Source organism: uncultured Clostridium sp., from assembly GCF_900547735.1.
Lineage (GTDB): Bacteria > Bacillota > Clostridia > Lachnospirales > Lachnospiraceae > Otoolea.
Genome location: NZ_URHZ01000022.1, coordinates 15,199 through 39,039, shown reverse-complemented (window position 1 = coordinate 39,039; position 23,841 = coordinate 15,199). Strand labels below are relative to the sequence as shown.

The window sequence follows — 23,841 nt, the reverse complement described above, 5'->3', positions numbered from 1 at the left end:
TTTTAAAGTCATTATTTTGTTTCAGGGACTGATTGAACTCAGACAATGTATTCGACCTGCATCCACCTTCGCCACTCGGTATATCCGGGTGCTTTTTTTGTTTTCTGTGAGTTTTTCAGTGAAGGAGAGATTGAATATGAAGATGAAAATGAAAAGAGAAACAGGAAAACCCAGCCTGCTGTTATCTGCCGCCGTGCTTGCCGTAATAGCCGTGGTTCTTACGGTGGGAATTACTTCGGGAGTTGCCACAATCCCGCTTCTGGTAGTCAATATTTTCCTCGTCCTTATTATCTCCATGCTGGCCGGATACCGCTATGCGGATTTGGAGCAGGGGATGATGGGCGGCGTGAAACGGGCCATGGACTGTGTCATGATCCTCCTGTTTGTGGGACTCCTGATTGGAGCATGGATTAAATGCGGCACGGTTCCCATGCTGATTTACTACGGCCTGGGAATTATTACACCCCGGATGCTGCTTCCGCTGACCTTTATCATGTGTTCCCTGCTGTCAATCTGTATCGGCTCCTCCTGGGGCACGGCGGGCACCGTCGGCGTGGCCTGCGTCAGCATCGGGGCCAGCATGGGAATTCCGGTGGCTCTGGTTGCGGGCGCAGCCATATCCGGCTCAATCCTCGGAGATAAGCTTTCGCCGCTGTCCGATTCAACCATTCTGGCCTCCAGCGCCAGTGATATCAATATTTATTACCACGTGCGCTCCATGCTGTATACAACGGGGCCGTCTTTTCTTATCAGCCTTGTAATTTTTTACTTTCTCGGAAGTAAATACGCACAGGTTGCGTTAGATCAGACCGTTCTCGATTCGGTGAGAAGCGGGCTTGCAGGACTTTATAATTTCAACATTCTGCTGCTGATTCCCATTATCCTTATTGTCGTGCTCAGCCTTAAGAAGGTCTCCGCTATTTTGGCCATCCTGATTTCCGGCTTTACGGGGCTTGTCCTTGCAATGGTGGTTCAGCATGCGGGAGTGGCGGAAGTGCTGTCCGTTATTTTTAACGGTGTCAAGGTGGATACAGGGATGGAGATCGTGGACACGATGCTGAGCAAGGGAGGAATATCCTCCATGATGTCGACCATCTGTACCGCGGTTCTTGCCCTGGGACTGGGCGGGATACTCAGTGAAGCGGGATTCCTGCACGTAATCGTAGCCAAAATCACAAAGACGGTCAAATCGGATACGGCCACCATCCTGGTCACTCTGGTATGCGGAATTTTCACGGTCATGGTGGTTACGAATTTTTATGTCTCCGCAGTTCTTATGGGGACAATGTTTAAAGAGATTTACGATGAGAGGCAAATCCACAGGAGCGTACTCTCCAGAACCATTGAGGAGGCCAACACCATTATCCTGCCTCTCGTGCCATGGAATACGAGCTGTATCTATTACATGGGACTGTTTGGGTTTACGACGCTGAGTTTTGCACCATATGTTGTGTTCGCTTATGTGAATATCGCCGTCAGTATTATCTGTGCGGTTGCCGGCATCTTTATCTTTAAGGCGGTTCCCGGTAATGATGCGGAGGCTGTCTGGAAGATCAGGGGCAGTAGTAAGGGAAGTTCTCCGACGCTGGAACCGGAGCCGTCACTCTGCGCCGAAGCGGCTGTGCTGATGGAGGAATCGGCTGCTGCGCTGGCTTCCCTGAGTTCACAGACAGGAGACACTGTTCTTGAATAAAACGAGGACGGTTTAGAAAAATCTGGAGCCGGAAGTCTGTTTTGATACCGGTATGATTGGGGAGGGTTATTTCCTGAATCCTGTATTATCATGAATGATTCCCTTGATTTTAAGAGAGAAAACGGCTTTTCCCGGCTGTTTTCTCTCTTTTGTATTGCATAAAAAACAATAATCATGGATAAAAACTACAAAATCCTGAAAAAAGATATTGCACCCGCATTTTAAATGTGTTAATATCTTTGCTATGAATACAAATGTATTTCTCAAGCATACACGATGGTATACAGCACAGGGGAGTGAATATGGAAGAGCAGACAAAATATTTTGTGTTAAAACAAAAAGCAGTACCTGAAGTTCTGCTGAAGGTGGTTGAGGCGAAAAAACTGATTGAATCGGAGCGTGCAATCACGATACAGGAAGCCACTGAGAAAGTGGGAATCAGCAGGAGTTCTTTCTACAAGTACAAAGATGATATTTTCCCATTTTACGATAATGCAAAGGGAAAAACAATTACGCTGGTGCTGCAGATGGACGATGAGCAGGGGCTGTTGTCGGATCTTCTCCACACGGTGGCGGTTTATAAGGCGAATATCCTGACCATTCATCAGAGTATTCCGGTCAATAATGTGGCTTCGCTTACTCTGAGCGTGGAAGTCAGGCCGGATACCGGCAATATTTCCAGGATGGTTGAGGACATGGAAGAGAAAAATGGCGTTCATTACGTCAAAATAATAGCCAGGGAGTAGAGATTATGATTCAGGTAGCGGTAATGGGATATGGAACGATTGGTTCCGGTGTCGTGGAAGTATTAGAGACAAACAGAGAGATAATCAAAAAGAAGACAGGTCAGGACATTGTCGTAAAATACATACTGGATCTGCGTGAATTCGCGGGTGATCCTCATGAAGGCCTGATTGTACATGATTTTTCCATTATAGAAAAGGACGAGGAAGTGGGAATTGTTGTGGAAGCCATGGGCGGTGTGAATCCGGCCTATGCGTTTGCAAAAGCCTGCCTGCTTGCCGGAAAACAGGTGGTTACATCCAATAAAGCGCTGGTAGCGGCGCACGGGACGGAGCTGCTTCAGATTGCCAGGGACAAAAATATTAATTTTCTGTTCGAGGCCAGTGTCGGCGGCGGAATTCCGATTATCCGCCCCATGGTCCAGTGTCTCGCAGGAGAGCAGATTCTGGAAATCAGCGGCATCCTGAACGGGACGACCAACTTTATCCTCAGCAAGATGGACAGAGAGGGCCAGACATTTGAGGAGGCGCTTAAAAAGGCCCAGGAACTGGGATATGCCGAGCGTAATCCCGAGGCCGATGTGGAAGGATACGACACCTGCCGGAAAATAACGATTCTTACGTCTCTGGCTCTCCAGAAGGAAGTCAATTACGAAGAAGTTTACACGGAAGGAATTACGAAGATTACCGATACCGACTTTAAGTACGCGGCAAAGATGGGAACCTCCGTCAAGCTGTTCGGAAGCAGCCGTATGGTCGACGGCAAAACCAGCGTGTTTGTCTGCCCGATGATGATCGGCAGGGATCACCCTCTTTATGGAGTGAGCGACGTATTTAACGCGGTGATGGTTCGCGGCAACATGGCCGGAACTTTGATGTTCTACGGAAGCGGAGCAGGAAAACTGCCGACCGCCAGCGCAGTGGTTGCCGATATCATGGAGGCGTCCTGTCATATGACCGATAATGTGCCTCTTGGCTGGACCGGTGAAAAGCAGGAATTGTCTGAAGTGAAAGAAATGAAATTCAGATATTTTATCCGTTTTGCAGGAACCGTGGAGGAAAAATTGTCTGATGTGGAGGCCGCTTTTGGCAAGTCGGAGGTGATTGAGCTGCCGGATATGGATGAATTCGCCGTTCTGACCGGTGAGATGACCGAATCCAGGTATCGGAAGGTGGCTGCCGCTTTTGGAGATATCCGCCAGATGATCCGCGCTTAGGAAGCTGCCGGTGCGGAGGCAGTTATTATGAAAGATGATGCGAAAGCACCTGCTGAATAATAAGATCCTGAATAATAAGATATAAGAATAAGAATAATATAAAAGAATGAGTCAAAAGTTTAAGATATAAGGATGAGATTAAAAAACGGACAGAGAAAGCTCGTATTTACCTTTGCGGTAGATATGGGCTTTTTTTATATCATAGGAAACTCCTATGATATAAAAAGCTCTCCGGGCAGGAAGATGCTCTAGAAGAACTTTCGATTGGATCAATGATGTTTAATCTGATATAATATTAACATGAAGGGTGATATATCACCTTGTACAAAACATAAAGGAGTGATGAACAGAATGGAACCAGTTGAAGTAAGGGATATGCTGTATATTCTGGCGGTCTGTGAAGAGCGGAGTTTTTCGCGGGCGGCGGAAAAGTATTATATCACGCAGCCGGCGCTCAGTAAGATTGTGAAACGGGTGGAGGGAAATCTGGGTACACAGATTTTTGACCGTGGCTCCGTACCGCTTAAAGTGACGCCGGAAGGTGAAGTCTTTGTGGAATATTTCCGAAAGATGCAGGAGATTCAGGAAGAAATAGAATTGTACTGCAACGAAATGCGCCGCCATCGGAAATCTGATTTAAATATCGGCGCCCCGTCTTTTTTCTGTACCTACGTTCTTCCGCCGCTGGTCGCGGCATTCAGGCTGGAAAATCCTGGAATTAACATCAAGCTGATCGAGACAAACGACAGCGATTTGAGAAAATTCCTCCAGGCCGGAATCGTGGATTTGGGTATCTCGGTAGAGCCCAATATGCCGTCTAAATTTAATTCCATCGTTCTGAAAAAAGAGAATATCATCCTGGCGGTTCCCAGCGCATTGGAAATTAATGAAAAACTCCGGCAGCAGGCCGTCTGTTATGGGGATATCTGCAATGGCCGTTTTCTGGCGCCGGACCTTCCGAGCGTGCCGATGCAAGTGTTTGCAAAAGAGAATTTCCTGTTCTTAAAGAGAGGCAATGATATGCACCGGCGTGGTTTGAAGATCTGCCGTGACGCCGGATTTGAACCGACCATCGTGATGGAAATGGATCAGCTTATCAGCGCATACTATCTTGCCGGGACAGGTTCGGGAATCACGTTTATCAGGGCCAGTATCCCCTATTATGTGGGACCGTCGGAAGAGCTGACCTTTTATAAGATTGCCCATCCGGACACGAGCCGTGAACTGAGGGCCTATTATAACAGCGATCAGTGTACCGAGCTGCAGAAAATATTTGTCGAATATCTGAAGAACAGCCCGATGCCGGGGTAAGTGCGGATGCCACTATTCCGTTTTCGACATAAGTATATGTCCCCCTGTCTATTGGACAATATATCACCCCAATGATAAGATCAGAGTAACGAAATATTAATCGAGATTATCAGGAGGACAGGTAGATATGACAATAGCGGAGAAGTTTGAAAAGCTTGGAATTGATAATGCTCCAGGGCAGGAGAGCCTTCAAAAGTCTGCGGCGCTGGAATTCAGGGGAGAGAAGCTTACGGGGCCTATGGTGGATTTTTCCCATGGGGATGTCGATGCGCATGAGCCGACGCCGGGAAGCTTTGAGGTGTTTGCGGAGGGAGTGAAGGCGGGGGCCGTCCAGGCTTATACGCCGTACCGCGGGAAAAAGAGCGTGCTGGAGCATGTAGCGTCCCGTCTGGCAGTTTTTACAGGAGCCGGAATCGATCCGGAGCAGAATCTCATTCTGACTCCCGGTACACAGGGAGCCTTATTTCTGGCAATGGGGAGCAATATCCTGCCGGGCGACAGGGTTGCCATCGTAGAGCCCGACTATTTTGCAAACAGAAAAATGGTAGAGTTTTTTCACGGTGAATTGGTGCCTGTATTGATGGATTATGAAAACCGTAAAGAAGGAGCGGGGATTGATCTGCAGGCGCTGGAAGCGGTTTTTAAGGACGGGGTAAAACTTTTCCTTTTCTCTAATCCCAATAATCCGGTCGGCTGTGTATATTCCTATGATGAGATCTGCCGGATTGCGGAATTGGCGGCGGAATACGGAGTCACACTGATCGTGGATGAACTTTATTCCCGTCAGGTTTATTCGGATGTAACTTATACGCATCTCTGTGCACAGAAAAAAATACCGGATAATCTCATTACCATCATGGGTCCGTCGAAGACAGAGTCGCTGAGCGGATACCGTCTGGGCGTGGCTTTCGGAACGGCTGAAATTATTGAACGAATGGAAAAGCTTCAGGCTATCATGGCGCTCAGGTGCAGCGGATATAACCAGGCGGTATTCACCACATGGTTTAATGAGCCGGATGGCTGGATGGAAAACAGGGTGAAGAACCATCAGGAAATCCGTGATGCAATTATGGAAAAACTCTCCGGTGTGCCGGGCGTGTATGCCAGACCTTCGGAAGGCGGCAGTTATCTTTTTATCACGATTCCGGAACTGGATGTTTCACTACACCAGTTTATCAGGATTGCGCGTGAGATGGCTTCGGTGATTGTCACACCGGGCACGGAATTCGGGCCTCAGTATATCCATCAATTCCGGATTAATTTTTCACAGAACAAGGAAAATGCGGTAGCGGCAATTGAGCGTCTGCTTATACTTTTGGAGAGGTACCGCAAAGAGAAATAAAATGAAGCAGCTTATTGTGAGGGGTAAAGGAGGAAGGTACAGGAATGAAAATTGCGTTTTTAGGCGGAGGAAAGATTGGAAGGGCCATGATTGGTCATGTGCTGGCGAGACAGGATGTGGAAATCGCATTTGTATATGATCCGTTTTTAAAGGCGGGAGATCTGGGCAGTGTTAAGGTGGCTGCCAAACTGGAAAAGGGGATGTTTGAGGGACTTGACCTGGTAGTAGAGTGCGCAAATGCGGAGGTGGTTACAGACAATCTGGAGGACGTGCTGTCCTGCTGCAGTTTTATGCCATTTTCCATGACGGCATTCCGGGACGACGGACTCAGGGCAAAGTCGGAGGAACTCAGTAAAAAATACGGTACAAATGTATTTCTTCCCCACGGGGCGATTCTTGGGCTGGATGGAATTTTCGACGGCCGTGAGGCACTCACGGAAGTGACGGTGGAGACGATTAAGAATCCGAAGAGCCTGGGCCGTGACGATACGGAACTGACCGTCCTCTATGAGGGGCCGACGAGAAAAGCGACGGAACTATATCCGAAGAATGTAAATGTCCATGCGGCTATCGCTCTTGCAGGCATCGGATTTGATCGCACCTGGTCGAAAATTACGGCAGACCCGGCTGTCAATACGAACACTCACGTGATTCATCTGGCCGGACAGGGGATTGATTTTACAATCCGTGTTTCCAGTTTCTCCGAAGGCGGGGTTTCCGGAAAATATGTACCTCTATCTGCCTGCGGAAGCCTGGATCGTGTGCTCGGGGGAGCCGGATTCCGGTTTGTATAAAAAGTTTCATGCAGAAGAGGGGGAGAAGCTATGAAAGCAGCATTACGCTGGCTGGATCAGCACTTTGAGGAGGTGCTGATGGCAATCTTTTTATGCGGGATTGTGGTGATGATGACAACACACGTATTTTTCCGGTATGTAGTAAAGGCTCCGCTTACCTGGTCGGAGGAAGCTACCCGGTATATGTTTATCTGGTTTGTATTTATGGGCATCAGTTATGGGATCCGGAATGGAACACACATCAGGGTGAATATTATTGAGGTGCTTTGCCCTAAAGTAATTCCCGTATTCAGTCTGATTCAGGATGTGGTGGGAGCGCTGTTTATATTTTATCTGATTCCGGCCGCACTCCGTTCCATGCAGCAGCTCGCGGCGCGTCATCAGACCTCTGCGGGGCTGCATCTTCCGATGGTTTTTGTTTACGGCGCGCTTATGACAGGTCTCTGCATCAGTGTGATCCGTATCATTCAGAAGTTTTATGGCCGTTTCAGAAAGCTATCTGATAAGAGCGGCACAAAACAGGAAGTGAGGGATGCGGTATGATTGGTGTCATGTTTATTATTTTTATTCTGTTTTTGGTACTTGGAATTCCAATTGCATTCAGTGTGGGGTGGGCGACCCTGTCGGTTCATCTGATGAATCCGGCTTTTACCTGTGATGCCGAGTATTTCTTTAAGACAATGGTAAACGGGATGGATTCGTATGTACTGCTGGCAATTCCGCTTTTTATGCTCTCATCCAGCATTATGGCGGAAAGCGGTATGTCCAACCGGCTATTTGACTTTTTTTCCTACTTCTTTGGAAATATTCCTGCCGGACTGCCTATTGCGGTCGTAGTTACCTGCCTGTTTTACGGAGCCATCTGTGGTTCCGGTCCGGCTACTGTGGCGGCGATTGGAACGATGTGCATCCCGCTTCTGACGAAGCTCGGGTATGAACGTGATTTTGTTACAGCCATGATCGCGGTGGCGGGAGGCCTGGGAGTAATTATACCGCCTAGTATTCCATTTATTACATATGGACTGGCTACCGGCGCCTCCATCGGTGATTTGTTTATTGCGGGCTTTGCACCCGGAATCCTGATTGCCCTGTGCCTGATTGCCTATATTGTTTACTATTTTATGCGTCGTGACAACACCAACCTCCAGATTGCCGAGAATACCAAAAAACTGAGGGAAAAAGGATTTGGCCATATTTTCAAGGAGAGCTTTTTCGCTCTGCTTGCTCCGGTCATCATCCTGGGAGGAATCTATGGCGGCATTGTCAGTCCCACTGAGGCTGCGTGCGTGTCCGTGGTATATGCCCTGCTCATCGGCGTAGTGGCCTACCGTGCCATAAACCTGAAGAAACTGGCGGGCTGCCTCATCGATACGGCCCGGACGGCAACGCCGGTCATGCTTATTTTGTCCATCTGTATTGTATTCGGCCGTGTGCTCACGATCCTGAATCTGCCGCAGATGCTGGCCGCTTATGTGGTCGGACATGTACAAAGTAAGATTGTAGTGCTGCTGGTCATCAATCTGTTCCTGCTCTTTGCCGGAATGGTTATGGATACGGTTCCCTGCATTTTGATTCTGGCGCCGATTATGCTGCCGATTGTACAGCAGTACGGTGTGGATCCCATTCATTTTGGCGTACTTATGACGGTCAATCTGGCAATTGGATTCGTAACCCCGCCTATCGGCACCAACCTGTTTGTTGCAAACTCCCTTACCCAGATTCCTATTACCAGGATTGCGAAGCATGCAATACCGTTTATTGCTATGTTCCTGTTTGCTTTGATGCTGATTACCTATATTCCTCAAATCACGATGTTTTTACCGAATTTGCTGGGATAATGGCGCGAAACGGTGTTTTTACCGCTTTGTGAATTGTAAAGTAAGCTTCAGTTTATGAACATAAAAAAGGGCAGTGCCCTGTTGCCGCACTGCCTCACAATTAAGGAGGAAGAAATGAAAAAACGTTTAATGTCTGTCCTGGCTGTTGTCACTTCTCTGACGCTGGCTGCCTGCGGAGGTTCCACAGGTGCGGCAAAACCCGCTGAATCGGGTAATTCCGGTCAGTCTGTCGAAACACAGAAAGCCGCTTCCGGCGGAGAAGCAATTACGATTAATATCGGACACGGCGGAGCCGAGAGCACGGCCCAGCAGGTAGGCTGCCTGGCGCTTAAAGATTATCTGGAGAAAAATTCCGGCGGAGCTTTTGCAGTCAATATTTATCCGAATAATTCCATGGGAAATGATGATGAGCTGTGCCAGATGGTGCAGAGCGGAAACCTGGAGATGTGCCTTGCCAATTCCATTATCGTTAACTACGTAGACGACGGCGTTATCTATGACCTTTTCTATAATTTTAACAATATAGACGACGTAAAGAAAAAGTATATGGAGGATGAGAATTTCCTGAACGTGATGCGTGAGAAGTATTCTGCAGCAGGTTTCTGGCTGGGAGGCTACAGTGTCCATGGATTCCGCGTGGCTACGGCCAATAAACCGATTACCAGCCCTGCCGATTTGAAGGGCCTTACATTCAGGGTTATGCAGAACGATCTTCATATTGAAGGATGGCAGTGTATGGGGGCAACTCCAACTCCATTCTCCTTCAGCGAGCTTTATACGGCCCTGCAGCAGAAAACCATCGACGCGCAGGAGAACCCGATTGAACTGATTTATTCCCAGAAGTTTTATGAGCAGCAGACACACATCACAAAGACAAACCATCTTCAGCAGACACAGCAGTGGCTGGTAAGCCAGAGCTTCTATGACAGTCTGTCTGATGAAAATAAAAAGGTTCTGGATGAGGCCATTACCGCTGCCTGTGAGGCTGCCACAAGCTATGCGCTCGACAATGAGGCTGCCTGGACAAAGGAGATTGAGGACTATGGCTGCACGATCGTGGATCTTACCGATGAACAGAGGGCGGCATTCAAGGAGGCTGTGGCGCCTGAATGGGACAGCGTCAAAGCAAAGGTTTCCCCTGAAGTATGGGAGGCATACACAAAATGAGAATTTTGATCATTAACCCGAACAGCGATGAACATACCGATGAGGTGATGGCAAAAAAAGCTGAGAATCTTGCACTTCCCGGGGTGGAGGTAGAAGTGAGGCATATGACAAAGGCCCCGAAACTGGTGTGTTCCTATGAGGAGCAGGCTGTCTCCGGGGCGGAGATGATAGAACTTGTCCGCTCTGCCGGTGATTACTATGATGCCTATATTGTGGCCTGCCACTCGGATCCCAATCTGGATCTGGTCAGAGAGATTGCAGGAAAGCCGGTGGTGGGCATAGCGGAGGCGTCTCTCAAGATGGCGGCGTCCATGGGAAACGGGTATGCGGTTATTTCACCGTCACCGAATTCTATTTCCAAAAAGATTGCCCTGGCTCATAAATACCGTTGTGACGACCTGCTAAGGACGATTAAGGTCACAGAGAGCGGCAGCAATGAGGATTTGTTAAAAGCGGCAAGGGAAGCGCTCAATGAGTTCTGCGTGGATGCGATTGTGCTCGGCTGTGCCAATTATACGGGAGCGGACGGCTATATCGAACGGGAACTTGGGATACCGGTACTGGACGGGGTGGCCTGCGCTTTAATCATGGCCTCCGGACTGGTACATTACCGCATCTGTAAAGAGAAGTATTAAAAATAATTAACTGTGAACGACGGCCGGCGGGCTGTTTGGATGTGCTGTTTAAAGGAGGATATAATCATGTTGGATCTTGCAGTAATTAACGGTCTTGCTTTTATCGAAGGTGGATTCAGAAGAGCGGATATAGGAATTAAGGATGGAAAAATTGCCATGGTAGCGGAGCCGGGCTGCCTTCCGGAGAGTGTGCGCACCATAGACGCTACGGATAAACATGTGCTGCCGGGAGGTATTGACACCCATGTACATTACCGGGATCCGGGTCATGCGGAGAGGGAAACATTCAGAGTGGGAACCCGTGCGGCGGCAGCAGGCGGCTGTACCACATTTTTTGAGCACCCCATCTCGATCCCGCCCCAGTATAATGCCGAGATTCTGCACAGCCGTGTGGATCTCTGCAAAAAGGGAAGCTGCGTGGATTTCAGCTTTTTCGGCGCGGCAGGCGGAGAGTTCCCGGAGGAGATCGAACCATTATCCCATGAGGGCGTTGTGGCTTATAAAACATTTCTTCACGAGGCGCCCGAGGGGCGTGATGCCGAGTTTAAGGGCCTGACAAGCGCTAATAATGCACAGTTAATGCGGGCTCTGGAAGAGGTGAAAAAAACAGGCCTGACGCTGGCTGCCCATGCGGAGGATAATGAGCTTGTGAGCGGAAATATTAAACGCCTGAGAGCGGAGGGCCGCGTAGATTACCTGGCCCACTGTGAGTCACGTCCTCCGATTGTAGAAATTGAGGCCATTGCTAAAATGCTGCGTTTCAGTAAGGAAGTGGGCTGCCCTGTGGAACTGGTTCATGTTTCCACCTGTGGTGCAATGGAACTGGCAAAACAGGCTAAGGCGGAGGGACAGAAGGTTTATGTGGAGACCTGTCCTCACTATCTGCTCTTAGATGAGAGTTATGTTGAAAAATACGGCCCATATGCAAAATGCAACCCTGCACTGAGGAAAAAAGAGGAAGTGGAGAAACTGTGGGATTACGTGCTGGACGGCACTGTTGATTTTATCGGAAGCGATCACAGCCCGTTCCTCGTATCGGAGAAGGAGACGGGAAACACAGACATCTTTGTGGCTCCGTCCGGATTCCCGGGAATCGATCTGCGCCTGCCGCTGATGGTGACAGAGGCAAAGAAAGGCCGCCTGAGCCTGGAAAGAGTCGTGGAACTCTGCTGCGTCAATCCTGCAAAATGTTTCAACCTGTTCCCGCAGAAGGGAACTATCTCTGCCGGAGCAGACGGCGACCTGGCTGTTATCGATTTGAACCATGAGGTGATCTGCCATGCAAAAGACAGCTATTCCCAGGCCAGGGACATCTCCAAGGTATACGAGGATTGGAAGCTCGGCTGTTCTGTAGACTATACGGTGGTCCGCGGCCGCGTGGTGATGGAGAACGGAGTTGTGGATGAAAGTGCGGCGGGCTGGGGAGAGTTTGTCAAACCGGTTTTAGCAGAAAAACAGTAACACCATAATCTCAGGGTAAGGAAGGCATATGGAATGAATCAGGTCAAAGAGATACTTGCGGCCATCGGCATGGCAGGGAAAAATGAGGATGGCTCATACACACGAAGCTGCTACAGTCCTGCGTACTTTGAAGCACTGGATATTGTAGAGCGGCAGATGCGTGAGCTAGATCTGGAGGTAAAACGGGATGCGGCGGGAAATATTCACGGACGGCTTGCCGGAACAGAGGAAGGTCTCGGGAGCATCATGATAGGCTCTCATCTGGATACCGTTCCCTCCGGAGGTCTGTTCGACGGCGCTTATGGTGTGGCGGCGGGGATTGAGGTCGTACGCCGCCTGAAGGAAGAGGGGAAATGCCTGCGCCATCCGCTGGAACTTTACGGGTTTAACGCGGAGGAATCCAATCCGATTGGCGGAACCTTCGGCAGCCGCGCCGTAGCCGGTCTGGTCGATCGGGAACAGCCGGGTCTTTCGGAGGCGCTGCGGGAATATGGCCATACAGTGCAGGAAATCATGGACTGCCGAAGAGATTTTTCAAATGCAAAATGCTATCTGGAACTGCATATTGAACAGGGAGATCTGTTATTTAACGAGGGACTTGAAATCGGCGTGGTGAGCGGGATTGTGGGGATCGTACGGTATCGGGTGACGGCCGTCGGCCACAGCAATCATGCGGGAACCACCATGATGAAAAACAGGCGGGACGCTATGGTAGCCATGGCGCGGCTGATTGCCGCGGCCGATGAAAGGTGCCGTGGGATTGACGATACACTGGTGCTGACCGTAGGAACGATCCAGTGCCGGCCTGGTTCTGAGAATGTGATTCCGGGACAGGTGGAATGCACTTTTGAGATGCGCCACATGCAGAAAGAAAAGACGGATAAACTGATAGAAGAGATTCAGAAAATTGCCGCAGGAATCGATACTGCGGACTTTGAAATAACAAAGAAAATCGATAAGGGTTCAGTGGCATGTGACAACCATCTGATGCAGGTGATTGCTCAGGCCGCAGAGGAGTCAAAGGTCAGTCATATTGTCATGCCAAGCGGGGCGGGACACGATGCCAACCCGATGGCCCACTGTCTGCCGGTGGGAATGATCTTTGTACCCAGCAGGGATGGACTCAGCCACTGTAAGGAAGAATGGACAGAAACGAAAGACCTGGAAAACGGTGCGGAGGTTTTATACAGAACCGTGGAGCTTTTGGATCAGGAAGATTAAGGCTGCAGATTGGGGGCATCCGTTTGAAGCCGGGGCGGGTTCAATGAAAAGGGGGATTCATATGGGAGTAACAGGTGGTTTGGTAGCAATGTGGGCATTATATATAGCCTTTGGTATTTTTCCGATTATTTATGTCAGCATGAAGGGGAGGAAAGAGAAATGACAACGAATTCAATTTATCTCATGATTGTTGTAGCTTTTATGATTGCACTTATGGTGATGGGACTTGTCATTTCCAGGGGTATTAACAGTTCAGAAGACTGGATGCTTGCCGGTAAATCTCTGGGAGTGATTCCCATGGCAGGTACTTATTTTGCAACAATTGTAAGTTCTGCTTCGATTGTCAGCTATATGGGGTACTACTACCTGAACGGCTGGCCGGGCTGGTGGAATTGTGCCGGCACGTTTGTCACTTCTTTTTTAGCATGTATCTGGTTTGCAAAACGTCTTCGCAAGACGGGGTGCGATACCCTCCCGCAATTTATTGATGAACGGTTTGGAAAACGCCACGCTGCATTTGCCTCACTATTGATTGTTGTTTGCTGCACCGCATTACTGGCGGCTCAGGTTATTGGAGGAATCACCATTCTTCAGACCTTTGTCAACTGGAATAAAGCGGTATGCTGTTTCGTTTTACTGCTGATTTTTCTGCTGTTTACCGCTATGGGCGGGATGAAGGCGGTAGCGTGGACGGACACTATATGTTCTTTTATTATTATTATCGGCGTTTGGATGATGGCCATTAAGTTTTTAGGGTTAGTGGGTGGTTTTACTGAAATGAACAGACAGATAGCGGCAATCAGTCCGGAATTTGTCAGTGCATTCAGTGTGAAAATTCCGCCAATCACCGCCTTTTCCTGGGTAGTGACATGGGGAATCTGTAATTTTGGAGCTCCTCAGTTTATAGCCCGTTTCTTTTCCGCCCAGACGCCGGAGATTGCTTCAAGATCGCAGGGATACACTGGGATAGGTCTCCTGTTATTTTACATACCTCTGGTAATTATAGGGATTTCCGGTATGATTTTGCTGCCCGGGATTGAAAAGCAGGATCTTGTATTCGTTGGCCTGGTAACTCAGATGCTTTCACCGGTCAGCGGCGGAATCATGTTTGCCGCGGTAATTGCCGCCATCATTTCCACAGCGGATTCGTTACTTTTATTGTCGGCTACAACATTCAGCAACGATCTATGGGGGAAATATGTCCGGCCGGATCTTACGGATAAACAGAAGCTGCAGATTTCCAGGGTGGCTACCATTGTTATTGGAATCGGAGCAATTCTCGCTACATTTGTAATTAATGATGCGATTCAGTTTATCCAGGTAAAAGCGGTTACGCTGATGGGAGCTTCCATGGCAGTGCTGACGATGGTTGGCGTTGTGTGGAAGGGAGCAAATAAAACGGGAGCGGCGGCAAGTATGCTCACCGGTTTTATCACGGCGTGTATCTGGTATGCACTTGGCCAGCCGGCCGGGATTTATGCCGCGCTGCCGGCTATAATCGTCAGTTTTGTTACACTGGTAGTGGTCAGCAAAATGACGGCGCCGGTGCCTCAGGAGATTATAGAACAATTTTTCCCAAAGGAGACGGATGAACAGTAAAGGCAGTTGTTTACGGCTGCCAATGAAAATGTGACTTTTCGAAAGAAATGATAATACATAAGAAATGAGAATACATACCCGGTGATGCCGTATCTTCCAGCTCACCGGGTATTTTGTGTCCCGCTGCGAAGAAGGGAGCACCGGCTGAATTTTTGCTGTATCGCCGGGACCATCACCGCCCCTTCGAAATATCCTGCTTCCTCCGCAATGAGAGAATATTTGACACCGTGATACTTTTGTTATAAAATAAAAATTCTAAACATTACTGTTCACACCGGACGGATTCTTGAATACTATGTCACTGTTTGCGGCAAAGCTGCTCTCTGGCTGCGATGTGGATAATAATTTCTAAACTACACAGGAGGACGGGCAATTTATGCTGGTCGTGAAAAAATTCGGAGGCAGTTCTGTAGCCGATAAAGAGAAGATTTTTAATGTGGCGAGGCGCTGCATTGAGGATTATGAGAAAGGTTATGACGTGGTGGTGGTACTGTCCGCCATGGGTAAGACGACGGATGGCCTGCTTGAAAAGGCACATGAGATTACGGACATGCCGTCGAAACGCGAGATGGACATGCTTCTGGTGACAGGAGAGCAGATTTCCGTAGCGCTTATGGCGATGGCGTTTCAGTCGCTGGGGGTCCAGGCGGTTTCCCTCAATGCGTCCCAGGTGGCGATGAGGACAACATCCGCTTACGGACAGGCAAAGCTCAAGAGAATTGAGACGGAGAGAATCCGGAATGAACTGGATGCCAGGAAGATAGTAGTAATTACAGGTTTCCAGGGAATTAATAAATATGATGATATGACGACTCTGGGAAGGGGCGGTTCTGACACGACGGCGGTTGCGCTGGCAGTTGCCCTTCACGCCGACCTCTGCGAGATTTATACAGATGTGGACGGCGTTTATACGGCGGATCCGAGGATTGTTCCAAATGCGAGGAAGCTCTCGGAGGTTTCATACGACGAGATGCTGGAATTTGCATCCCTGGGCGCGAAGGTTCTGCACAACCGTTCGGTGGAGATGGCCAAACGGTACGGAGTAAAACTGATGGTCCTTTCCAGTATGACCAGAGCGGAAGGTACGATCATTAAGGAGAAAACCACTATGGAGAAGATGTTGGTAAGCGGTGTAGCCGCAGATAAAAATACAGCCAGAGTTTCTGTGCTTGGTGTGAGTGATGAACCGGGAATCGCTTTCCGTCTGTTCAATCTTCTGGCCAGACATCAGATTAACGTAGATATTATTATTCAGTCTGTGGGGCGTGACAATAAGAAGGATATCTCCTTCACGGTGGCCCGCACGGATTTACAGGAGACGTTAAATCTTATCAATGTGCATCTGGAGATGCTGACGGCCCAGTCGGTCAGCGCCGACGACACGGTGGCAAAGATTTCGATTATCGGAGCCGGAATGACAAGTAATCCCGGCGTTGCGGCGAAGATGTTCGAAGCGATGTCCGGTGCGAATATCAATATCAAGATGATTGCCACTTCCGAGATCCGCATCACGGTTCTGATTGACGAGGTGGATACAAACCGGGCGATGCGCGTGGTACACGACGCATTTGCGCTCGCTGATTAATGAGAAAACCGGCCGGTCCGGCCCGATTCATTGTCTGGCGCGTTCCGGTGAGGAGACGAAAGAATGAGAATTTTAGCAGAGCTTATTGAAAGCGTCAGCCAGGGCATCTATCCCTGCCTGTTCCATGTGGTGACGGGAGCGTACTGTCCCGGCTGCGGAGGGACCAGGGCGTTTTTGGCGCTGCTTCACGGGCGGGTGGCGGACAGTCTCCGGCTTAACCCGCTTGTACTGTATATGGCGGTGTCCATTCCCTCTTTTTTGCTGTACCGTTTTTACTGCATGCGGAAAAAGAAAGCGCTGCGGCCCGCGGTTTGGATGACGGTGTTGTTTATCGGAATTGCGATTCTGGTTGTCAATTTTGTTATTAAAAATTATTACCTGCTGGTGAGACATGTGGATTTGCTGGCCGGGATATACTGATGTAAAAAGGCACACATTACGGTTAAACCGCGACGTGTGCCTTTTTCTGCATATATTGTTGTTGAGCGGCAATGAAAAGTTCGCGAAGCGTGCTTTTCGTTGTTTACTGCAGCTATAGTTGAATTTCATTATGCGGCAGTGTTACTGCGCATTCTGGTACTGATCCAGTATCTGATCGAACATGGAAGACATCTGCGGATCGCGGAGCATGAAATTAACCGCAATCATATACAGGCCTTCGGCTACGCCAAGCACCAGTGCAAGAATGCCTAATACAAGTCCTGCAATGGCCATGCCGGTAAACGGTTCTCCTTTTCTCGAAAGAAAGGAAAGGACAATAGCAGCCACGCCCAGGATAATCGATAAGGGAAATGCAATACAGGCGCAGAGAGAAAGAACGCCGATAATGCCGCAGATCAGGGAAACCGTGGCCATACCGTTGGGCTGCTTCGGCGGTCCGCCTGCGGGATTGCCTCCCTGGTTCCTGCCGTTCTCGGGGCCGTTATTATATTGGTTATCATTGCTGTCATAATAATCCATGGATAAAACCTCCTTTGTATCCTAATGATTGTAACATGGTTTTATTTGGTTGTCCAGAGAACGGTGGGGTGGAAAAAGGGAAATATTGTGGTTTGGGTTACTGTTCACGGGCAGTATTCCGCGAGGTGTTTTTTGTGAGTGGAGCAAAGCGAAAGTCACAGAAAACCCGAGGGTTACGGCGCGACGCAACGAAAAGTGCGCGATGCGGACTTTTCATTACAATCAACGGTGCTTTTTGCCGTTTCTGTGCATCGCGAAGCGTGTTGCTGGGCACGGAGTGAACAGTAACTGGTTTGGGGTGATGTATCCCGCGTACATTTTGCGCCTGAAAGACAGTTACATCTGTTCGTGGAAGGTGCGTTTGATTACCTCCAGCTGCTGCTCCCGGGTGAGACGGTTAAAGTTGACTGCATAGCCGGAAACGCGGATGGTTAAAGTCGGGTATTCCTCCGGGTGTTCCATGGCATCCATGAGAACCCGGCGGTTCATTACATTGACGTTAAGGTGATGGGCTCCCTGTATAAAATATCCGTCCAGGATGGAAACAAGATTTTTAGTCCGCTCGTCGGGTGACTTCCCCAGTGCATCGGGTACAATGGAAAATGTGTTGGAGACGCCGTCCTGGCAGACGGCTCTGTAGGGGAGCTTTGCCACGGAATTCAGGGAGGCCAGGGCGCCGTTTTCGTCGCGGCCGTGCATGGGATTCGCACCGGGAGCAAATGGTTCACCTGCTTTGCGGCCGTCCGGAGTGGCTCCCGTTTTCTTTCCATACATGACATTGCTGGTGATGGTGAGGGCGGAGAGCGTGTGAACGGCATTCCGGTACAGGGCGTGTTTTTTCAGCTCACCGGAGAAAAAGGCCATAAGCTCCACCGCAATATCGTCCACCCTGTCGTCGTCATTGCCGTACTTTGGAAAACTTCCCTCCACCTCAAAGTCTACGGCGATTCCGTTTTCATTCCGGATTGGCTTAACAGCGGCAAATTTGATGGCGGAGAGGGAGTCTGCGGCGATGGAGAGGCCTGCCACTCCAAAAGCGGCCAGCCGTTCCACCAGGGTGTCGTGCAGGGCCATTTGACTGGCTTCGTAGGCATATTTGTCATGCATATAGTGGATGATATTGATTGTATCCACGTACAGACCGGCAACATAGGAGAGTACTTTCTTATAGTTTCCAAGCACCTTCGGATAATCGAGAATCTCATCGGTATCCAGGGGGATTTCGGGAATGACATGCAGTCCCTTTTTCTCATCGATTCCTCCATTAACTGCATACAGCAGACTTTTGGCAAGATTGGCCCTGGCTCCGAAAAACTGCATCTGTTTTCCAACTGCCATTGCCGAAACACAGCAGGCAATACAGTAATCATCGCCGTACAGGGGGCGCATCAGTTCATCATTTTCGTACTGGAGGGAGTCGGTGGAAATGCTCATCCGTGAGCAGTATTCTTTAAACGGACCGGGCAGGCTGCCGCTCCACAGCACGGTCAGGTTGGGTTCCGGGGCAGTTCCCAGGTTTGTCAGCGTATGGAGGTAACGGAACGTGGTACGGGTGACCAGCGTGCGGCCGTCTGCGCCCATTCCGCCGAGGGCCTCCGTAACCCAGGTGGGATCGCCGCCGAAGAGTTCGTTATATTCCGGTGTACGCAAGTGACGCACAAGGCGCAGCTTGATAATGAACTGGTCAATCAGCTCCTGGGCGCCTGCTTCATCCAGTATTCCCAAATCGAGGTCCCGCTTAATATAGATGTCCAGGAAGGTTGCGGTTCTGCCCAGGCTGGTGGCCGCGCCGTTATTTTCCTTGATTCCGGCCAGATAGGCCAGGTACAGGTTCTGCACGGCCTCCCTGGCATTGCCGGCGGGGCGCCGGATGTCGCAGCCATATGTTTCCGCCATCTCCGCCATCTCGCCCAGCGCCCGGATCTGCATACGGACCTCCTCCCTGAGGCGGATTCTTTCATCCGTCATGGTCCCGTCCAGCATATCCAGATCTTTTTCTTTCTCCTCAATCAGAAAATCGGTGCCGTACAGGGGAATTCGGCGGTAGTCACCCACAATGCGCCCGCGCCCGTAGGCATCCGGCAGACCGGTGAGCAGTCCGGCCGAACGGGCCAGCCGGGTGCGTTCGGGATAAGCGTCGAATACACCGTCATTGTGTGTTTTCCGGTACAGCCGGAAATGTTTTTCGATCTCAGGATTCAACCGGTACCCATATTGTTCAAGGGCCTGGTTGGCGGTGCGGATACCGCCGAACGGATTGACGATACGCTTTAAAGGCGCGTCGGTCTGCAAACCTACAATCACTTCATTTTCCCTGTCGATAAAACCGGGAGCAAAATTGTTGATGCCGGAAACAACATTCGTTTCCACATCGATAATTCCCTTGTTCACTTCCTCCACGATCAGGGCGTGCGCCTTTTCCCAGACCTTCAGCGTACGGCCGGTCGGAGGGGCCAGAAACGCGGCGTCTCCGGTGTAGGGCGTGTAGTTTTTCTGGATAAAATTGCGGACATTTACAAGATGGCGCCATTCTCCGGTGCGGAATCCTTCCCAGGCTTTGATATTTACATTGACTGACATAATTGATCCTCCGTTCTCTTAATGACTGTGGTAAGCGGTGCGTTATTTGTAAGGCCGTTATTCATAACCTGCTGCCATCGAACCAGGCCTCCGGCCTCCATCGGCGGCACATTTTCCAGCGGACAGGGAATGCCAAGTGCATGATATTTGGACACTCCCAGTACGTGGTAGGGCAGCAGTTCCACTTTCTCTACGCCGCGCAGCGTCCGGAGAAAGTTCCAGAGTCCTGTAAAATGTTTTTCTCCGTCCGTAAGCCCGGGAACCGCTACATGGCGTATCCACAAAGGAACACCGCTGCTCATGGCGGCATCCAGAAAGCGCAGCGCCTCATCCGGCGCCCGCCCCGTAACCGCCCTGTAGCCTTCATCCGTATAGTGCTTCACATCAAAAATGACAAGATCCGTGTTACCAAGAATTTCACGGTATCTGCCGATGCCGCAGCCTGCGGTGTCGAGACAGGTGGAAATCCCCTCCTCCCGGCATAAAGACAAAGTTTCCAGAAGAAAATCGGGCTGAAGCAGGGGTTCCCCGCCTGAAAAAGTCACGCCTCCCCGAGTGCCGTAATAAGGCTTAAAGCGCTTAAGTCTCCGTATAACCTGCTCCGGTGTAAACGGCGTCCCTCCCTTTACGTTCCAGGTATCGGGGTTATGGCAGTATTGACATCGCAGCCGGCAGCCCTGCAAAAAGAGCACCGTCCTGATACCGGGTCCGTCTACCAGCCCCATAGATTCAATCGAATGAATGTAACCGGGTGTCATGTGAAAAACCTCCTTTTCTCAGAAAAAAGATCAAAAAAAGCCGACTGTCCGGGCTTTTCTGCCCAGACGGTCGGCCGGTTTCCGATCATACTCCACGTGGTTTTCCACTTGTTCCGTCAGTCATATGATCACCATATTTTTTTAATATAGCCAGTTGAAAGGAATTTGTCAAGAGAATTTAATCGAAGGGCGGGGGAAGGAGCGAAGGAGGCGTGAGGGAAAACGGATTTCCGCAACAGCCCAATCCGCCGCCGCAAGCCCCCATGGGATGCCCGAAAACCTTCGCATCTTCAGTTCCGGCCATAACCTGCCCGGCGGGGGATACGGAAGAAAGAAATCTGCTGCGGGGACCGCTTGCGCTTATGGAATGCGCAGCGGATGCTAAGACGCCATAAGACGGCGTCCAAGCACCGGCGGATTCCAACGTCCCCTCCGCAGATTTTTTCTTCCTCCTCCCCCGCCGGGCAGGTTATGGCCGGAACTGAAGAATAATCCCCCCCTTATTCTCATCTTGCACCCTGATAAAGAATCCTGTATAATAATCTCGCACAGGAAAATTGTGGAACTGTTAGTGTTACGACATAAAGTGAGGAAACAGAATGGACATTATTCAAATTTTAAAGGACGAGCTTCAGATTAACCGCAGCCAGGTAGAGGCCGCAGTCAAACTGATTGATGAAGGCAATACCATCCCTTTTATCGCACGCTACCGCAAGGAGGCCACCGGCTCCCTGAATGATGAGGTGCTGCGTAATCTGGATGAAAGGTTAAAATATTTAAGGAACCTGGAGGAACGCAAATCCCAGGTTATTAATTCCATACGCGAACAGGAAAAGCTGACTCCGGAGCTGGAAAAGAAGATTCTGGCGGCGGCGACGCTGGTGGCCGTGGAGGATCTCTATCTTCCGTACAGGCCGAAGAGGAAGACAAGAGCCAGCATTGCGAAGGAAAAGGGGCTGGAGCCTCTTGCCAACTTGATCAGCCTGCAGATGACGAAGACACCGATCCTTAAAGAGGCCGAGAAATATATCTCGGAGGAAAAAGGCGTCCAGACCGCAGAGGATGCGCTTAACGGGGCAAAGGATATTCTGGCGGAGCGGATTGCGGAGACGGCGGAATACAGAACGTATATCAGGAAGACCACGTTTCAGGAGGGTTCCCTCGACTCTTCCGCCCGGGATGAGAAGACGGAATCCGTCTATGAGATGTATTATAACTTTACCGAGCCGCTGAAAAAGACGGCCGGCCACCGGATTCTTGCCCTCAACCGGGGAGAAAAGGAAAAAATTCTGACGGTAAAGATTACCGCGCCGGAGGAGAAAGTTCTCCGTTTCCTGGAAAAGAAAGTGATTACCAGGGATAATCCCGAGACATCGGGCATTCTGAGGGAAGTGGCGGAGGACAGCTATAAGCGCCTGATTTCTCCTGCCATTGAGCGGGAAATCCGCAGTGAACTGACGGAAAACGCCGAGGCGGGAGCGATTAAGGTGTTTGGAAAGAATCTGGAGCAGCTTCTGATGCAGCCTCCAATCATGGGGCGTGTTGTCCTCGGATGGGATCCTGCATTCAGGACGGGCTGTAAACTGGCGGTGGTGGATGCAACCGGAAAAGTACTTGATACGGTGGTGATTTATCCGACGGCTCCTCAGAATAAGGTGGAGGAGTCCAAGAAAATCCTGAAGAACCTGATTAAAAAGTACGGTGTCTCCCTGATTTCCGTGGGAAACGGCACCGCGTCCAGAGAGTCGGAGCAGATTATCGTGGAACTCTTAAAGGAGATTCCGGAGCAGGTGCAGTATATTATCGTCAATGAGGCAGGCGCCTCCGTTTACTCCGCCAGCAAGCTGGCCACGGAAGAATTCCCGCAGTTTGACGTGGGACAGAGAAGCGCGGTTTCAATCGCCAGAAGACTCCAGGATCCTCTGGCCGAGCTGGTCAAGATCGATCCAAAATCCATCGGTGTGGGGCAGTACCAGCACGACATGAACCAGAAAAATCTGAGCGAGGCCCTTCAGGGCGTCGTGGAAGACTGTGTCAACAGGGTAGGAGTTGATTTGAACACCGCATCGGCCTCTCTTTTGGAGTACATTTCCGGAATCAATAAGACGATTGCGAAAAATATCGTTGCCTACCGTGAGGAGTACGGTGTGTTTGAAAGCCGGAGAGGCCTTCTCAAGGTTGCCAAACTGGGACCGAAGGCATATGAGCAGTGCGCCGGATTCATGAGGATCCAGGGAGGGAAGAATCCTCTGGACACGACCAGCGTGCATCCCGAGAGCTACAAGGCGGCCGAGGCGCTCCTGAAACGTCTCGGATATGATATCAATGAACTTTCATCCGGAGGAATCAAGGGAATCAGCCGAAAGGTGACGGATTATCAAAAGCTGTCCCAGGAACTGGAAATAGGCGAGATTACGCTGAGGGACATTGTAAGCGAGCTGGAAAAACCGGCCAGGGATCCGCGTGATGAGATGCCGAAGCCGATTCTCAGGACGGACGTCATGGATATGAAGGATCTGGCACCCGGCATGGTGCTCAAGGGGACGGTCAGGAATGTCATTGATTTCGGCGCTTTTGTAGATATCGGCGTGCATCAGGACGGACTGGTACATATCTCACAGATAACGGACCGGTATATTAAACATCCGCTGGAGGCTGTCAGCGTCGGCGATATCGTGGAAGTCAAAGTGCTGAGCGTGGATCTGGGTAAAAAGAGGATTTCCCTGACCATGAAAATAAAATAGTAACGGTTCAGAAGGTAGGATTCCGCAAGGTGTTTTCATGCGTTTCTTCATGAAAATCCCGGGTTTGTCCAGTGCGAAACAGAGTTTTCTGCTGTTTTGTGCATCGTGGAGCGGTAACCATGAAGGTACTGAAAAGTTACGTAAAATAAGATTTCAGGCGGTTCGGACCCTGCATCCTGCATTGGTCCGGGCC

Annotated in this window: 19 protein-coding genes and 1 riboswitch; of the genes, 16 read left to right on the top strand and 3 right to left on the bottom strand. The window is 50.1% G+C overall.

The features are described from left to right. Positions 1 to 136 precede the first annotated feature (136 nt). The 15 genes from nhaC to QZT18_RS09145 all read left to right on the top strand — a co-directional run bounded on the left by nhaC (position 137) and on the right by QZT18_RS09145 (position 17,026). Positions 137 to 1,693, top strand: a complete 1,557-nt coding sequence (gene nhaC, locus QZT18_RS09215) for a Na+/H+ antiporter NhaC (RefSeq protein ID WP_294146934.1) — start codon at positions 137 to 139, stop codon at positions 1,691 to 1,693. Positions 1,694 to 1,995: 302 nt separating this feature from the next. Continuing rightward, entirely contained in the window at positions 1,996 to 2,439 is a 444-nt protein-coding gene (locus QZT18_RS09210) for an ACT domain-containing protein (RefSeq protein ID WP_294146932.1), read from the top strand. 5 nt (positions 2,440 to 2,444) lie between these two features. Then, positions 2,445 to 3,653, top strand: a complete 1,209-nt coding sequence (locus QZT18_RS09205) for a homoserine dehydrogenase (RefSeq protein ID WP_294146930.1) — start codon at positions 2,445 to 2,447, stop codon at positions 3,651 to 3,653. A gap of 351 nt (positions 3,654 to 4,004) precedes the next feature. After that, positions 4,005 to 4,964 carry a LysR family transcriptional regulator gene (locus QZT18_RS09200; protein WP_294146928.1) on the top strand — a complete coding sequence of 320 codons (960 nt, stop codon included), beginning with the start codon at positions 4,005 to 4,007 and terminating at the stop codon, positions 4,962 to 4,964. Positions 4,965 to 5,091: 127 nt separating this feature from the next. Beyond that, positions 5,092 to 6,306, top strand: coding sequence for a pyridoxal phosphate-dependent aminotransferase (locus tag QZT18_RS09195; protein WP_294146926.1), 1,215 nt, complete (start codon positions 5,092 to 5,094; stop codon positions 6,304 to 6,306). Positions 6,307 to 6,350: 44 nt separating this feature from the next. Next, positions 6,351 to 7,100 (top strand): aspartate dehydrogenase domain-containing protein, encoded by a 750-nt coding sequence (locus QZT18_RS09190; RefSeq protein ID WP_294146925.1) that lies wholly within the window; start codon positions 6,351 to 6,353, stop codon positions 7,098 to 7,100. Between the two features lie 30 nt (positions 7,101 to 7,130). Continuing rightward, positions 7,131 to 7,643, top strand: a complete 513-nt coding sequence (locus tag QZT18_RS09185) for a TRAP transporter small permease (protein WP_294146924.1) — start codon at positions 7,131 to 7,133, stop codon at positions 7,641 to 7,643. Further along, entirely contained in the window at positions 7,640 to 8,938 is a 1,299-nt protein-coding gene (locus tag QZT18_RS09180; protein ID WP_294146923.1) for a TRAP transporter large permease, read from the top strand. The genes QZT18_RS09185 and QZT18_RS09180 overlap by 4 nt, the downstream gene beginning before the upstream one ends. A gap of 114 nt (positions 8,939 to 9,052) precedes the next feature. Next, on the top strand, positions 9,053 to 10,105 hold the full coding sequence (locus tag QZT18_RS09175) for a TRAP transporter substrate-binding protein (protein WP_294146921.1): 1,053 nt from the start codon (positions 9,053 to 9,055) through the stop codon (positions 10,103 to 10,105). Next, positions 10,102 to 10,740 (top strand): aspartate/glutamate racemase family protein, encoded by a 639-nt coding sequence (locus QZT18_RS09170; RefSeq protein WP_294146919.1) that lies wholly within the window; start codon positions 10,102 to 10,104, stop codon positions 10,738 to 10,740. Before QZT18_RS09175 ends, QZT18_RS09170 begins: the two co-directional genes overlap by 4 nt. A 66-nt stretch (positions 10,741 to 10,806) precedes the next feature. After that, positions 10,807 to 12,201, top strand: a complete 1,395-nt coding sequence (allB, locus tag QZT18_RS09165) for an allantoinase AllB (protein WP_294146916.1) — start codon at positions 10,807 to 10,809, stop codon at positions 12,199 to 12,201. Positions 12,202 to 12,234: 33 nt separating this feature from the next. Further along, positions 12,235 to 13,422, top strand: coding sequence for a Zn-dependent hydrolase (locus QZT18_RS09160; RefSeq protein WP_294146914.1), 1,188 nt, complete (start codon positions 12,235 to 12,237; stop codon positions 13,420 to 13,422). A gap of 159 nt (positions 13,423 to 13,581) precedes the next feature. Further along, the gene (locus QZT18_RS09155) at positions 13,582 to 15,021 is read left to right on the top strand and encodes a sodium:solute symporter (protein ID WP_294146909.1); all 1,440 of its coding nucleotides are present in this window, start codon (positions 13,582 to 13,584) and stop codon (positions 15,019 to 15,021) included. 376 nt (positions 15,022 to 15,397) lie between these two features. Beyond that, positions 15,398 to 16,606: an aspartate kinase gene (locus tag QZT18_RS09150; RefSeq protein WP_294146906.1), complete on the top strand. Its 1,209-nt coding sequence runs from the start codon at positions 15,398 to 15,400 to the stop codon at positions 16,604 to 16,606. A 63-nt stretch (positions 16,607 to 16,669) separates the two neighbouring features. Then, positions 16,670 to 17,026, top strand: coding sequence for a DUF2752 domain-containing protein (locus QZT18_RS09145; RefSeq protein ID WP_294146904.1), 357 nt, complete (start codon positions 16,670 to 16,672; stop codon positions 17,024 to 17,026). Positions 17,027 to 17,167: 141 nt separating this feature from the next. Here QZT18_RS09145 and QZT18_RS09140 read toward each other — a convergent pair whose 3' ends face one another. The 3 genes from QZT18_RS09140 to pflA all read right to left on the bottom strand — a co-directional run bounded on the left by QZT18_RS09140 (position 17,168) and on the right by pflA (position 20,904). Next, positions 17,168 to 17,566 (bottom strand): DUF4190 domain-containing protein, encoded by a 399-nt coding sequence (locus QZT18_RS09140; protein WP_294146903.1) that lies wholly within the window; start codon positions 17,564 to 17,566, stop codon positions 17,168 to 17,170. Positions 17,567 to 17,902: 336 nt separating this feature from the next. Continuing rightward, positions 17,903 to 20,146: a formate C-acetyltransferase gene (pflB, locus tag QZT18_RS09135; protein WP_294146900.1), complete on the bottom strand. Its 2,244-nt coding sequence runs from the start codon at positions 20,144 to 20,146 to the stop codon at positions 17,903 to 17,905. Next, positions 20,131 to 20,904 (bottom strand): pyruvate formate-lyase-activating protein, encoded by a 774-nt coding sequence (gene pflA / locus QZT18_RS09130; RefSeq protein WP_294146898.1) that lies wholly within the window; start codon positions 20,902 to 20,904, stop codon positions 20,131 to 20,133. The genes pflB and pflA overlap by 16 nt, the downstream gene beginning before the upstream one ends. A gap of 53 nt (positions 20,905 to 20,957) precedes the next feature. Next, positions 20,958 to 21,038: riboswitch (ZMP/ZTP riboswitch) on the bottom strand. Between the two features lie 465 nt (positions 21,039 to 21,503). Here pflA and QZT18_RS09125 point away from each other — a divergent pair. Continuing rightward, a complete protein-coding gene (locus tag QZT18_RS09125; RefSeq protein ID WP_294146896.1) occupies positions 21,504 to 23,648 on the top strand; it encodes a Tex family protein in 2,145 nt (714 codons plus the stop codon). Positions 23,649 to 23,841: the final 193 nt, after the last annotated feature.

Excerpts from the sequence above, each read along its gene's own strand:
- nhaC (WP_294146934.1), top strand. The coding sequence starts at position 137 with ATGAAGATGAAAATGAAAAGAGAAACAGGAAAACCCAGCCTGCTGTTA.
- QZT18_RS09210 (WP_294146932.1), top strand. The coding sequence starts at position 1,996 with ATGGAAGAGCAGACAAAATATTTTGTGTTAAAACAAAAAGCAGTACCT.
- QZT18_RS09205 (WP_294146930.1), top strand. The coding sequence starts at position 2,445 with ATGATTCAGGTAGCGGTAATGGGATATGGAACGATTGGTTCCGGTGTC.
- QZT18_RS09200 (WP_294146928.1), top strand. The coding sequence starts at position 4,005 with ATGGAACCAGTTGAAGTAAGGGATATGCTGTATATTCTGGCGGTCTGT.
- QZT18_RS09195 (WP_294146926.1), top strand. The coding sequence starts at position 5,092 with ATGACAATAGCGGAGAAGTTTGAAAAGCTTGGAATTGATAATGCTCCA.
- QZT18_RS09190 (WP_294146925.1), top strand. The coding sequence starts at position 6,351 with ATGAAAATTGCGTTTTTAGGCGGAGGAAAGATTGGAAGGGCCATGATT.
- QZT18_RS09185 (WP_294146924.1), top strand. The coding sequence starts at position 7,131 with ATGAAAGCAGCATTACGCTGGCTGGATCAGCACTTTGAGGAGGTGCTG.
- QZT18_RS09180 (WP_294146923.1), top strand. The coding sequence starts at position 7,640 with ATGATTGGTGTCATGTTTATTATTTTTATTCTGTTTTTGGTACTTGGA.
- QZT18_RS09175 (WP_294146921.1), top strand. The coding sequence starts at position 9,053 with ATGAAAAAACGTTTAATGTCTGTCCTGGCTGTTGTCACTTCTCTGACG.
- QZT18_RS09170 (WP_294146919.1), top strand. The coding sequence starts at position 10,102 with ATGAGAATTTTGATCATTAACCCGAACAGCGATGAACATACCGATGAG.
- allB (WP_294146916.1), top strand. The coding sequence starts at position 10,807 with ATGTTGGATCTTGCAGTAATTAACGGTCTTGCTTTTATCGAAGGTGGA.
- QZT18_RS09160 (WP_294146914.1), top strand. The coding sequence starts at position 12,235 with ATGAATCAGGTCAAAGAGATACTTGCGGCCATCGGCATGGCAGGGAAA.
- QZT18_RS09155 (WP_294146909.1), top strand. The coding sequence starts at position 13,582 with ATGACAACGAATTCAATTTATCTCATGATTGTTGTAGCTTTTATGATT.
- QZT18_RS09150 (WP_294146906.1), top strand. The coding sequence starts at position 15,398 with ATGCTGGTCGTGAAAAAATTCGGAGGCAGTTCTGTAGCCGATAAAGAG.
- QZT18_RS09145 (WP_294146904.1), top strand. The coding sequence starts at position 16,670 with ATGAGAATTTTAGCAGAGCTTATTGAAAGCGTCAGCCAGGGCATCTAT.
- QZT18_RS09140 (WP_294146903.1), bottom strand. The coding sequence starts at position 17,566 with ATGGATTATTATGACAGCAATGATAACCAATATAATAACGGCCCCGAG.
- pflB (WP_294146900.1), bottom strand. The coding sequence starts at position 20,146 with ATGTCAGTCAATGTAAATATCAAAGCCTGGGAAGGATTCCGCACCGGA.
- pflA (WP_294146898.1), bottom strand. The coding sequence starts at position 20,904 with ATGACACCCGGTTACATTCATTCGATTGAATCTATGGGGCTGGTAGAC.
- QZT18_RS09125 (WP_294146896.1), top strand. The coding sequence starts at position 21,504 with ATGGACATTATTCAAATTTTAAAGGACGAGCTTCAGATTAACCGCAGC.